General features: G+C 72.1%; 12 protein-coding genes. 4 read left to right on the forward strand and 8 right to left on the reverse strand.

What is annotated here, in order from left to right; genetic code table 11:
* Window positions 1-117: 117 nt before the first annotated feature.
* Window positions 118-417: a hypothetical protein gene (locus OG556_RS34095; RefSeq protein WP_331742904.1), complete on the forward strand. Its 300-nt coding sequence runs from the start codon at window positions 118-120 to the stop codon at window positions 415-417.
* Window positions 418-556: 139 nt separating this feature from the next.
* Here the strand turns inward: OG556_RS34095 and OG556_RS34100 are convergent, their stop codons facing one another.
* From OG556_RS34100 to OG556_RS34120, 5 genes are all read right to left on the reverse strand, one after another.
* The gene (locus tag OG556_RS34100; RefSeq protein WP_331742907.1) at window positions 557-1,720 is read right to left on the reverse strand and encodes a protein-L-isoaspartate O-methyltransferase; all 1,164 of its coding nucleotides are present in this window, start codon (window positions 1,718-1,720) and stop codon (window positions 557-559) included.
* Between the two features lie 404 nt (window positions 1,721-2,124).
* Window positions 2,125-2,802, reverse strand: coding sequence for a 3-isopropylmalate dehydratase small subunit (leuD, locus tag OG556_RS34105; RefSeq protein ID WP_331742910.1), 678 nt, complete (start codon window positions 2,800-2,802; stop codon window positions 2,125-2,127).
* Entirely contained in the window at window positions 2,799-4,283 is a 1,485-nt protein-coding gene (locus OG556_RS34110; RefSeq protein WP_331742912.1) for a 3-isopropylmalate dehydratase large subunit, read from the reverse strand. Before OG556_RS34110 ends, leuD begins: the two co-directional genes overlap by 4 nt.
* A gap of 49 nt (window positions 4,284-4,332) precedes the next feature.
* Entirely contained in the window at window positions 4,333-5,235 is a 903-nt protein-coding gene (locus OG556_RS34115) for an oxaloacetate decarboxylase (RefSeq protein ID WP_331742913.1), read from the reverse strand.
* A 132-nt stretch (window positions 5,236-5,367) separates the two neighbouring features.
* The gene (locus tag OG556_RS34120) at window positions 5,368-5,811 is read right to left on the reverse strand and encodes a MarR family transcriptional regulator (protein WP_331742915.1); all 444 of its coding nucleotides are present in this window, start codon (window positions 5,809-5,811) and stop codon (window positions 5,368-5,370) included.
* A gap of 235 nt (window positions 5,812-6,046) precedes the next feature.
* On the opposite strand from OG556_RS34120, the gene OG556_RS34125 reads away from it, so the two are divergent.
* The 3 genes from OG556_RS34125 to OG556_RS34135 are packed head-to-tail and all read left to right on the forward strand — an operon-like array spanning window position 6,047 to window position 8,258.
* Window positions 6,047-6,400, forward strand: coding sequence for a metalloregulator ArsR/SmtB family transcription factor (locus tag OG556_RS34125; RefSeq protein ID WP_331742918.1), 354 nt, complete (start codon window positions 6,047-6,049; stop codon window positions 6,398-6,400).
* Complete coding sequence (locus OG556_RS34130; protein ID WP_331742921.1) at window positions 6,397-6,858, forward strand: SRPBCC family protein; 462 nt, start codon at window positions 6,397-6,399, stop codon at window positions 6,856-6,858. Before OG556_RS34125 ends, OG556_RS34130 begins: the two co-directional genes overlap by 4 nt.
* On the forward strand, window positions 6,855-8,258 hold the full coding sequence (locus OG556_RS34135; protein ID WP_331742924.1) for an MFS transporter: 1,404 nt from the start codon (window positions 6,855-6,857) through the stop codon (window positions 8,256-8,258). Before OG556_RS34130 ends, OG556_RS34135 begins: the two co-directional genes overlap by 4 nt.
* Window positions 8,259-8,386: 128 nt before the next feature.
* Here the strand turns inward: OG556_RS34135 and OG556_RS34140 are convergent, their stop codons facing one another.
* Genes OG556_RS34140 through cysC form a run of 3 tightly spaced genes read right to left on the reverse strand, consistent with a single transcriptional unit; the run spans window position 8,387 to window position 11,153 of the window.
* Window positions 8,387-9,637: a GTP-binding protein gene (locus tag OG556_RS34140; protein ID WP_331742927.1), complete on the reverse strand. Its 1,251-nt coding sequence runs from the start codon at window positions 9,635-9,637 to the stop codon at window positions 8,387-8,389.
* A gap of 2 nt (window positions 9,638-9,639) precedes the next feature.
* A complete protein-coding gene (gene cysD, locus OG556_RS34145) occupies window positions 9,640-10,578 on the reverse strand; it encodes a sulfate adenylyltransferase subunit CysD (RefSeq protein WP_331745366.1) in 939 nt (312 codons plus the stop codon).
* Window positions 10,575-11,153 carry an adenylyl-sulfate kinase gene (gene cysC / locus OG556_RS34150; RefSeq protein ID WP_331742930.1) on the reverse strand — a complete coding sequence of 193 codons (579 nt, stop codon included), beginning with the start codon at window positions 11,151-11,153 and terminating at the stop codon, window positions 10,575-10,577. The genes cysD and cysC overlap by 4 nt, the downstream gene beginning before the upstream one ends.
* Between the last annotated feature and the right edge of the window lie 49 nt (window positions 11,154-11,202).

Below are 11,202 nucleotides of genomic sequence, written 5' to 3' on the forward strand. Positions count from 1 at the left end.
CACCCGGCCCCGGTCCTCTACCTCCGCTGCCGGGCCCGTCCGGCAGCGGGAGCGGTGACGGACCTGCCGGCGGACGGAGGTCTGGCAGCCGGAGGTCCCCGCCTGTAGCGTCGCGTCATGACCGAGGAGACCACCGCCAGGGCAGGCAGAGAGTTCTATACGTTCGACGGCCGGATCCTGGAGGTCTTCGGCAGCTCTCCGAAGCGGTTCCACGTTCGGAACATGGACCTGCGGGTCACGGGCCCCGACCGGAAGGGGAGGCGGACCGTCGAGGTCGTCGCCGGTCCGCCCGAAGCCCCGGCGACGCAGCACACGTGGCATCACTCGGCCGAGGAATGGCAGCAGGCGCAGGGCCTGGAAGCGCTGTTGGAAGAGGTGCGGGCGGGTATCGCGGCGGTCCGGGAGCACGGAGTCTGAGGGTTGTCCGCTACCGTGGTTGAGGACGGTCGCCGCAGCCCTGTCAGGGGAACGGGTGCCGTCGCCCGGGGCGCCGGACGCGCCGTCACCGAGTAGGCCCTCGGGGCGCTGCAACGGCGTCCCCTCTGCGCCTCCCCGGTCAGCGTCCGGCCGGGGCTGCCTGCGCGATGGGCCAGCGGGGGCCGTCCGGGCCGCCCTGCCACGCCCACTGCTCCTCAGGGGTGACGGTGATCCCGTAGTCGTAGCGGTCCGGTCGGCCGAGTTCCTCCCACCGGGTCCAGGCGGCGACCACCTCGTCCCCGATGCGGCGCGGTCCGCCCTGGAGAAGCAGCGGCGCCTCGCCGTCGCCGCGCGCGGTCACCGTGGCCCACGACCTGATGCCGTCGTGAATCCAGGCGTTGAGGCCGTCGTCGTCCCGGGCGGTGAGCACCACAGCGTCCGGGACGGCCACCCGCAGGGCGAACCGCAGGTCCCCGTCGTCGAGCAGCTGCGAGTCACGGTCCAGTGCCTGGCGGGTCTCGGGCTCGGTATTGCCGCGCACCTGCGCGAAGGCGGCGCTGCCGGTGCTCGGCTGCGCCGGGCCGTGCCGGTCGCCCATGAACTGGGCCAGGCCCTGGACCCATCCCGTGGCGGACCGTCCGTCGTCGGCGACGGTCAGGGCGACGTGGCCCAGCCGCCCCCAGGGATAGACGATCCGTCCGCCCGGGCGTACCGCCGCCACCCAGGACCAGGGGACGGTCTCCACGGCGTAGGTGGCGTGGAGACGGTCGACGGGGCCGCCGCCGGGCGGGCCGCTGCGGGTGCCGTTGCCCAGGGCGACCTCGGCGTCGAGTCCGGCGGCCGCGAGGCGGGCGCGCGCGAACCCGGCCAGGTGCCCGTCCACCTCGGTGGTCACGACCAGGCCCGGCCCGGCCCGCCAGGCGGCCAGCGCCGCCGTCCAGCCCTGGCCGGTGCCGACGTCCCACACCCGGTGCCCCGGCTCCACCATGAGGCTGTCCAGCATGTCCGCCACCACCGAGGGCGCGGACAGCGACGAGGACGGCCGGCCGCCGTCGAGCTGGGTGACCGCCGCGGAGTAGATCCCGGAGTACAGCTCGGCCGCCCAGCCGCCCGGATCCGCCGAGCGGTCGAGCGGTACGTAGGCCCGGTTGTCCCACCGCCACAGCCGGTCCGGCGCGAACGCGTCGCGCGGCAGCGCGGTGAAGGCGTCACGCAGCCACGGCGAAGCGGCCGGCCACGCCCCGCACCGCTCCATCTCCGCGTCCAGGCGCGCCCGACGCCCGGCCATGTCCTCGTCAGCCACCGTTCTTACTTACGGTGCTTGCCGTCGGACGGCGGAGCCGGGGGGACCTCGCCGTCGGCGTTGTTGGGAGGCGGTGTGCCCTTCTGAGGATCCGGCGGCGGCTTCTCGTGCTCACCCATCGTCACTTCCCCTTCGGTCGTGTGCCGGACACGGTCGGCCGCCCATCCTCGCGCACCTCCACGCCACGCGGTAGACGGCGTGCAGGAGCGCCCAGGGGGCGCGCACGAGAGCGTCCACCGCGCCGAGCAGGTCTTGGGTTCCAGCGGTCGTTGCGACACCTTTGGGGCTTGCGTTGCGACGAGGTCTGGATCTCACCTCGGACGGCGGCCGGCTCGGCGAACCCACCCGCAGACGTCACGACCGGCCGCCGTACTCCCCCGCCGCTGCCGGGCCCTTGGGATCAGTCAGCTGGGCACCGGCCCGCCTGCGGGTGGGGCGGAAGGGGCCGGGTAGTTCCAGGGGCGGTGGCGGCGGTCCCGGGTGCGGAAGCGGGTGATCGTCTCGCGCAGGAGGAGGGTCTCGCCGATGGGGTCCAGGCCGTTGAGGAGCTGTTGGCGGGAGCGTTCGTCGATGGTGAAACCGGTGGTGAAGGTGGGCTGGGGGCCGGTTGCGGTGGTGAGTCGGCAGGTGTCCAGGTCGATGCGCAGGCGCGCGCTCGCCGCGGGGGCGAAGGCCGCCTCGACGAGTTGCCGGTGCTTGGCGGGCGGCAGGGACAGTGGGAGCAGGCCGTTGCGCAGGCAGTTGGTCTCGAAGATCGAGCCGAAGGAGGGGGCGATGACGGCGCGGATGCCGAAGTCCCGCAGGGCCCAGACCGCGGTCTCGCGCGAGCTGCCGCAGCCGAAGTTCGGGCCGGTGACCAGGATGACGGCGTCGCGGTAGGGGGTCTGGTCGAGGACGAAGCCGGGGCGCGGTGCGCCGTCCTCGTCGAAGCGCAGGCCGGCGAACAGGGCTGCCTCGTAGCCGTACTTGGACAGCGTCGCGGGGCGGAACCGGGAGGGTGCGATGGCGTCGGTGTCGATGTCGGCGCGCAGCAGGGGTGCCGCGATGCCGGTCAGCGTGTGGAAGGGCTGCACGGTGGTCACCGCTCCCGGGGGTCGGCGAGGCGGCCGGCGAGCGCGGAGGCGGCGACGGTCGCGGGGCTGGCGAGGTGGGTGCGCACGCCGGGGCCCTGGCGGTTCTCGAAGTTGCGGTTGGTGGAGCTGATGACGCGGGCGCCGTCGGGGAAGCGGTCGCCGCCGGCGTGGAAGCACAGGCCGCAGCCGGATTCGCGCCACTGGAAGCCCGCGTCGGTGAACACCCGGTCCAGGCCTTCGGCTTCGGCGGCGCGGCGCACCGCGGTGGAGCCGGGCACGCAGATGGCGGTGACCCCTTCGGCGACCCGGTGGCCGCGCAGGACTGCGGCGGCGGCGCGCAGGTCGTCGAGCCGCGCGTTGGTGCACGAGCCGAGGTAGGCCGCGTCGATGGCGACGGAGGTGAGCGCGGTGCCGGGTCGCAGGTCCATGTAGTCCAGGGCGCGGCGGGCGGCCTGGGGGTCGGCCAGTTCGTCGGGGTGGGGGACGGTCGCGTCGATTCCGGTGGCGTGCTGCGGGCTGGTGCCCCAGGTGACCTGGGGGCCGAGGCCGTCGACCTGGAGGGTGGTGGTCCGGTCGTAGCGGGCCGCGGGGTCGCTGCGCAGGTCGAGCCAGGCGCGGGCGGCCTGGTCCCAGGCCGGTCCGGCGGGTGCGTGGGGGCGGCCCTTGAGGTAGGCGAGGAGCTTGTCGTCGGGTGCGACGATGCCGGTGCGGGCGCCGGCCTCCACGGCCATGTTGCACAGCGTCATGCGAGCCTCGATGGAGAGGGCGCTGATCGCGGGGCCGGCGAACTCGACGGCGTGGCCCGCCGCGCCGCCCGCGCCGATGTTCGCGATCAGGGCCAGGACGAGGTCCTTGGCGGTGACGTGTTCGCCCGGTGTCCCCTCGAATCGGGCGAGCATTGCTGCGGGGCGGCGGACCGCGAGGGTCTGGGTGGCCAGGGCGTGTTCGCACTCGGTGACGCCTACGCCCCAGGCGAGGGCGCCGATACCGCCGAGGGTGGGGGTGTGGCTGTCGGCGCAGATCATGGTGGTGCCGGGTAGGGCGATGCCCTGTTCGGGGAAGACGACGTGGGAGATGCCTTGGCGCGGGTCGCCGATGTCGAACAGGGTCACCCCCTGGTGGCGGGCTTCCGCGCGGAAGGCGTCGATGTACATCGCGCCGCCGGGCACGGGTGTGGCGTCGGTGCGGCCGGGGCGGGTGTCGACGACGTGGTCCATGGTGCCGAAGACCAGGGAGCGGTCGAACAGTTGCCGCCCCTCGTCGCGTACGGCGCGCAGGGCGAGCCCGCCGCTGCGGTCGTGCAGGAGGATCCGGTCGATGTGCAGCAGGCAGGTGTCGTCGTCGAGTTCGGCGACGACGTGCTGGTCCCAGATCTTGGCGATGACGGACCGGTTGCGGTCGGTGGCGGTGTCGGTGTCGTCGGTGGCGGTGTGGGTGGCGGTGTGGGTGGCGGTGTGGGTGGCGGTGTGGGTGTGGGTTTCGGTGGTCATGGTGCGGTCCTCCTTCGGTGGCGGGAGGTGCGGGTGGGCGAGGCAGGGGTCATCGTCGGGCGGTGGCGGGCGCCGTGCCGGCCAGGGGGCGCAGGTAGCGCTCCTCCAGTTCCTCCACCTCCCGCATGCCCATCAGGTCGTGGGCCTCGCGGAAGGGGACGAGCAGGTCGCCGAGGTCGGCGGTGCCGTCGTCCTCGCGGATCCGCCGCAGTGCGGTGCGCATGCCGCCCATGGCGGCCAGCAGGAGCACGGCGGGCAGGCTGACCCGGGCGACGCCCAGTTCCTGCAGTTCGGTGAAGGTGAGGCGCTGTGGGGACTTGCCGCCCTCGATCACGTTGACGGCCACGGGCCCGCGGATGCCGCGGACCGCCGCGCGGATCTCCTCGCGGCTGGTGACGCCCTCGACGAAGACCATGGTGGCGCCGGCCGCCAGGTAGGCGTTGCCGCGCCGGATCACTCCCGCCATGCCCTCCAGGGCCAGTGCGTCGGTGCGGGCGTTGATGACGAAGTCGGGGTTGTGGCGGGCGTCGGCGGCTGCCCGGATCTTGGCGGTGGCCTCGTCGAGATCGACGAGCTGTTTGCCGTCCAGGTGCCCGCACCGCTTGGGCACCGCCTGGTCCTCCAGGTTGACGCCCGCGGCACCGGCGCGCTCGAACGCCCTGACCGTGTAGTGGGTGTTGACCGCGTTGCCGAAGCCGGTGTCGCCGTCGCCCATGACCGGGACGGAGACGGCGTCCACGATGCGTGCGGTGCAGGCGGCCATGTCGTCCATGGAGACCATGGAGTAGTCCGGGCGCCCGAGGTGGACTCCGCAGATGCCCGCGCCCGTGCACTGGAGGGCGGTGAAGCCGGCCTGCTCGGCGAGTTTGGCGCTGACCGGGTCGAAGGCTCCTGGCATCACCAGCAGTTCGCGGGACAGGATGAGTTCCTTGAGTTTCGCGGCACGGCTCATGGTCGTTCGTCCTCCTTGATTCGTTCTTGTCGGCCGCAGCCGGGCCCGGGGCCGGGCCGGGCTATCGGCCAGGCCACCGGCCGGAATCGGTTCGCTCCGGGACGCGCTGAACGGACGTCAGGGGGCGAGGTGTCACTCGACTAGTCGCTCCAGCAGGGTGAGCGCCTCGATGATGGACCGGCGCTCGGCGGCGGTGTAGCGCTCCTGGAGCGCGCCGGCCAGCCACTCCTCCCGGGTGTGCCGGCTGCCCTTCAGCTGCTCCAGCCCTTGCGGGCTCAGCGAGATGACCTGGCGGCGTCCGTCCGAAGGATCCGGCCGGCGCTCGATCAGGCCGCGTTCGGCGAGCGCGGCGATCGTGTTGGTCATCGACTGTGAACGGACCCGCTCGGCGGCGGCCAGGTCACCGACCGTCGCCGGTCCGTCCGCGAGCCGGCTGAAGACCGAGGTCTGCGACGGGGTGAGCCCGTGCGAGTCCTCGCTCTCCTTGAGGCGTCGGCGCAGACGGTTGAGGAGGACCCGCAGGTCGCGGGCCGCCCGGACGGCCGAATCGGTGGCGCTCGCGGCGTTCTGTTCCATACCGCCCACGCTAAAGTCGGTAGTCTGGACTGTCAAGTACCAACTGCGTAGTTTTAGCTACTGAATTGAGGCGGGCCGGCCCCCGGATTCGCGGCGGCCGAGGACGGCCCGTGCGTGGCAGGCGAGGGCGGCCGCGACCGCCGGGTCGGTGACCGTGACGGCGCGCCGCAGAGGACCGGAGGAAAAGTTAACCAAATGCTTGACTATTCGCCGCCGGCATCGAACAGTTAGGCACATGCTTAACCAATCTGGTTCGTTGGACCGGGTGTTCCAAGCGCTGGCGGACGCAACCCGCCGGGACATCGTCGAGCGGTTGATCCGCGGGCCCGCCTCGGTCAGCGAGCTGGCCCGGCCGCAGGACATGTCGCTGCCGGCGGTGATGCAGCACCTCCAGGTACTGGAGACATGCGGACTGGTCCGGTCCGAGAAAGCCGGAAGGGTACGCACCTGCCACCTCGAGCCGGGCGTGCTGCGAATGGCCGAGGACTGGATCACTGCACAGCGCACCGCCTGGGAACACCGCCTCGATCGCCTCGGCGACTACCTGACCGAACACCGCGACAGCCCGGATCAAGGGAGCACACAATGACCGATCACCTGGTCACGCATGCCACGTTCACCCTCGAACGCCTCTACGCGGCCTCACCGGCCACGGTGTTCGCCGCGTGGGCCGCCCCCGAGGCAAAGGCCCGCTGGTTCGCCGGCCCCGACGCCGAGCACGAGCTCGACTTCCGCGTCGGCGGGCGGGAGGTCAACCGCGGCCGCACCGGCGGCGGGCCGGTGCTGACTTTCGAGTCCTGGTACCGCGACATCGTCCAGGACGAGCGGATCGTCTACACCTCCACGCTGTCCGAGGGGCAGGACCTTGCGACGGTGTCGCTGACGACGGTGGAGTTCCTCCCCGAGGGTGGCGGCACCCGGCTGCTGCTCACCGAGCAGAGCACCTTCCTCGACGGCCGCGAAGAACCGAGCTGGCGGGAGCAGGGCACCGGCAAGTGGCTCGACGCGCTCGCCGCCGAACTGCTGCGAAGCATCCAGCAACCGTGACGACCACCAGCAACCTTTCGCAGGCTCGCCGTTGGCAGGTGCTGGCGCTGCTGGGCACCGCGTTCTTCATGACGATTCTGGACGGCACCAGCCTGCTCGCCGCTCTGCCCGCGATCGAAGGCCACCTCCGACTGCACGGCCCTGCCGTCCAATGGACCGTGACGGCCTACGCGCTGGCCTTCAGCGGGCTGCTGCTGTTATGCGGCCGCGCCGCGGATCTGCTGGGCCGTCGGCGCGTGTTCATCGCCGGGATGGCGCTGCGGGTCGTGGCCTCGCTGGCGTGCGGGCTCGCTCCGTCCATCCAGACCCTGATGGCCGCCCGGGCGGTGCAGGGCGTCTCGGCCGCGATCATCGCTCCGGCCGCGTTGTCGATGGTCGTGAACACCTTCCCCGAAGGGATCGAGCGGAACAAGGCGCTCGGTGTCTGGGGCGGCCTCGGAGGGTTCGGCGCCACCGCCGGTCTACTCCTGGGCGGCATCATCACCGATACCCTCGGCTGGCAGTGGGTGTTCTGGGTCAACGTCCCGGTCGGGGCCCTCGTGCTGGTGCTCGCCCCCGCCACGCTGCGCGAAAGCCGGGACCGAACACGCCCCCGTTCCTTCGATGTCCCCGGTGCGCTGACCATCGCCCCGGCACTCGTTCTGCTCGTCTACGTGATCACCCGGGTGCCGACATCCGGGTGGGCTAATGGACAGAGCATCGGGCTACTGGCCGCCGTGGCCGTGCTGGTCTGGATGTTCGTCCTGATGGAGAAGCGATCGGCGGCCCCGCTCGTTCCCTTCCGGTCGCTGCGCTCGCGCATGCTGATCGGCGGCAACCTCCTCCTGCTCATCGCCGGCATGACCGTCGACGGCATGCTCGTCACCCTCACCTCCTTCGCGCAGCAGGTGCTCGGCTGGCCGGCGGCACAGTTCGGGCTGGCGGCCGCGATGATGACCGTCACCGCGGCCGCAGGCGCACTGCTGAGCCAACGGATCGTGCGCAGGCACAGTCTGGGGCGGGTGGCTGCCGCCGGGGCCGTCCTGCTCGGTTGTGGCTGCCTGCTGCTCACCCGCATACCGGCCGGTGAGCCGATGAGTCTTCTGCCGGCGGCCCTGTTCCTGTTCGGGGCGGGAATGGGCGCCGTCACGGTATGCGCACAGATCGCCGCGCTGACCGGCGTCACCGAGAAGGACTCAGGCCTGGCCGCCGGCCTCGCCGACACCTCCTTCGCCGTCGGCACCGCCGTCGGCGCTGCCACCTGCACCAGCGTCGCCGCCGCCCGCACGTCCGCGATCGGTGGTCCGACACCGCTCGCACTCACCACCGGACAGCATGCCGCGTTCGGGACAGCCGGCGTCTTCGCCGCTCTCGCCTTGATCACCGCGTTGACGCTCCTCAGCAAGCGATCGTCGACGTGACGTGTCGTCTACAGGACTACCGCGTTCAAAACCGGTCCCAGTGACCCTGGTTGATCTTCCGTTCCGTCCCGGTGAGCCTGGTGGATGGTGCCCTTCTTGCCGTGGCATCGGTCCGCCTGCCTCGGCTGTCATTCGACCAGGCCCGCGGCCAGGGTGGCGCCGTCGGTTGGATCGATCAGCAGCAGGGCTCCGGTTCGGCGGGACTCGGCGTAGGGGTCGGGTGCCAGTGCCTCGGCGGTTCGCAGCAGCACGGTTCCGATGTCGTTGACGGCCAGCCTGCCCGACTCGCCGTGGACGGCGCCGCTGAGCCCGTCCGTGCGGGCACTGATCGGGCCGATCGTCGCTCGGACGGTTCGGGTGGTGTGCTTGACGAGGATCCGGTCGCCGGTGCGCAGCGGTCGGTCGTGCAGTTGGCAGACGGTTGCCCGGATGTTCCGGGTGGGGGTCGGGAGTGCTGCGGCGGTGGGTGCGATGAGGTCGCCTCGGGAGACGTGGAGTTCGTCTGCGAGGCTGATCGCGACGGACTGCGGCGCCGTGGCGGTGTCGACGGGGGTTCCCAGTAGGTCGATGGCCGAGATCGAGGTCCGGTGGCCCGCCGGCAGGACGGTGACGGGTTCACCGACCCGCAGGGTGCCGGAGAGGAGTTGGCCGGCGTAGGCGTGCCGGCGGTCGGCCGCCGTGCCCGTGCGGATGACGTATTGGACCGGGAGGCGGGCCGGTCCGTGGCCTGGTTCCGGATCTGTCTGGACGGTTTCCAGGCAGGACAGGAGTGTGGGGCCCTGGTACCAGTCCATCCTGGCCGACGGGGTCACCACGTTGTCCCCGGTGAGGGCCGACAGCGGGATGGCGGCCGTCCCGGAGACGCCGAGCGACGCGGCGTGGGCGGTGAACTCTGCGACGACGGAGGCGAATCGGGACTCGGACCAGTCCACGAGGTCCATCTTGTTGACGGCCAGGAGGATGCGCGGTACTCGGAGCAGCGCCGAGATCGCGGCGTGTCGGCGGGCCTGCTCGGCGAGTGCCTTCCGGGCGTCGACGAGGATGACCACCACTTCGGCGGTGGACGCTCCGGTCACCATGTTGCGGGTGTACTGCACGTGGCCGGGGGTATCCGCGAGGACGAACCGGCGGCGGGTGGTGAAGTAGCGGTAGGCGACGTCGATGGTGATGCCCTGTTCGCGTTCGGCCCGCAGTCCGTCGGTGAGCAGGGCGAGGTCGGGCTCGGGCAGGCCGCGGCGGAGCGAGGCGCGTTCGATGGCGGCGAGTTCGTCGGCCGGCACCGATCCGGTGTCGTGGAGCAGCCGTCCGATCAGGGTGGACTTGCCGTCGTCCACGGAGCCTGCGGTGGCCAGTCGCAGTGGATGGCTGGGGCTGTGCATGGTCAGAAGTAGCCTTCTCGTTTGCGGTCCTCCATGGCCGCCTCGGAGAGCCGGTCGTCCGCGCGGGTGGCGCCGCGCTCGGTCGAGCGGCAGGTCGCGAGTTCGGCGATGACTTGAGCGGGGGTTGTCGCGTCCGAGTCGAGGGCTCCGGTGCAGGACATGTCGCCGACCGTGCGGTAGCGCACCCGTCGGGTCTCCAGTTGCTCGCCCTCCTCCGGGCCGCCCCAGGCGCCGGGGGTGAGCCACATGCCCTGGCGGGCGAACACCTTCCGGTGGTGGGCGTAGTAGAGCGCGGGGAGGCCGATGTTCTCGCGTGCGATGTACTGCCAGACGTCGAGCTCGGTCCAGTCGGACAGCGGGAAGACCCGGACGTGTTCGCCGGGGCCGCACCGGGCGTTGTAGAGCTGCCAGAGTTCGGGGCGCTGGCGCCTGGGGTCCCAGCCGCCGGACCCGTCGCGGATGGAGAACACCCGCTCCTTGGCCCGGGCTCTGTCCTCGTCCCGGCGGGCGCCGCCGAGCACCGCGTCGAAGCCGTGCTGGTCGATCGCCGCCGTCAGGGGAACGGTCTGCAGCACGTTGCGGGTGCCGTCGGGCCGCTCGCGCAGCCGCCCGTCGTCGATGAACTCCTGGACGGAGACGACGTGCAGGCGCAGCCCGTGGGCGGCGACGAGCTGGTCCCGGTGGGCGAGGGCCTCCGGGAAGTTGTGGCCGGTGTCGACGTGGAGCAGTGGGAAGGGCAGCGGCGCCGGGCTGAAGGCCTTGCGGGCCAGGTGCAGCAGGACGCTGGAGTCCTTGCCGCCCGAGAAGAGCAGCACGGGCCGCTCGGATTCGCCCACCGCTTCTCGGATGATGTGTACGGCGTCCGACTCCAGCAGGTCGAGCTGGGAGGGGGCCGGCGTGGACGCGCCCGGGCCGTCGGCCGGAGTCCCGGTGGCCGTCACGGTGTGCACAGTCCCCGGTCGGTCAGGAGCGCGCGCAGGGCTACGACCGACTCGGCGGTGCTCTGCCGGTCCGTGTCCAGCCTCAGGTCCGGCTGGCTCGGTTCCTCGTAGGGCGCGTCCACGCCGGTCAGGCCGGTGAGAAGGCCCTCGCGCTGCCGCGCGTAGAGGCCCTTGACGTCGCGCCGGGCGCAGACCTCGACGGGCGCCGCGACATGGACTTCCAGGTACGCGGTCCCCGACTTTTCGTGTCGCCTGCGCACCGCGTCGCGGGCCTCCTCGTACGGGGCGATGACGGGCACCAGCGTGAGGACGCCGTTGCGGGCGAGCAGTTCGGCCACCAGGCCCACCCGCTGGACGTTGGTGTCCCGGTCGACGCGCGAGAATCCGAGGTCGGCGGAGATCAGGCCGCGCATCTCGTCCCCGTCCAGCACCTCGGTCCGGCGGGCCTCGGCGCGCAGCTGGGTGGCGAGGGCCTGCGCGATGGTCGACTTGCCGGCGCTGGGCAGGCCGGTCAGCCAGACGGTGGCTCCTGGGAAGCCGGCGCGGGAGGCTGCGGAGCGGGACGGATCGTTCACACCCGCTAGAACGAGGCCGACGCCCCGACGACACGATTGCGGGCGGCAC

Source organism: Kitasatospora sp. NBC_01300 (assembly GCF_041435235.1).
GTDB lineage: Bacteria > Actinomycetota > Actinomycetes > Streptomycetales > Streptomycetaceae > Kitasatospora.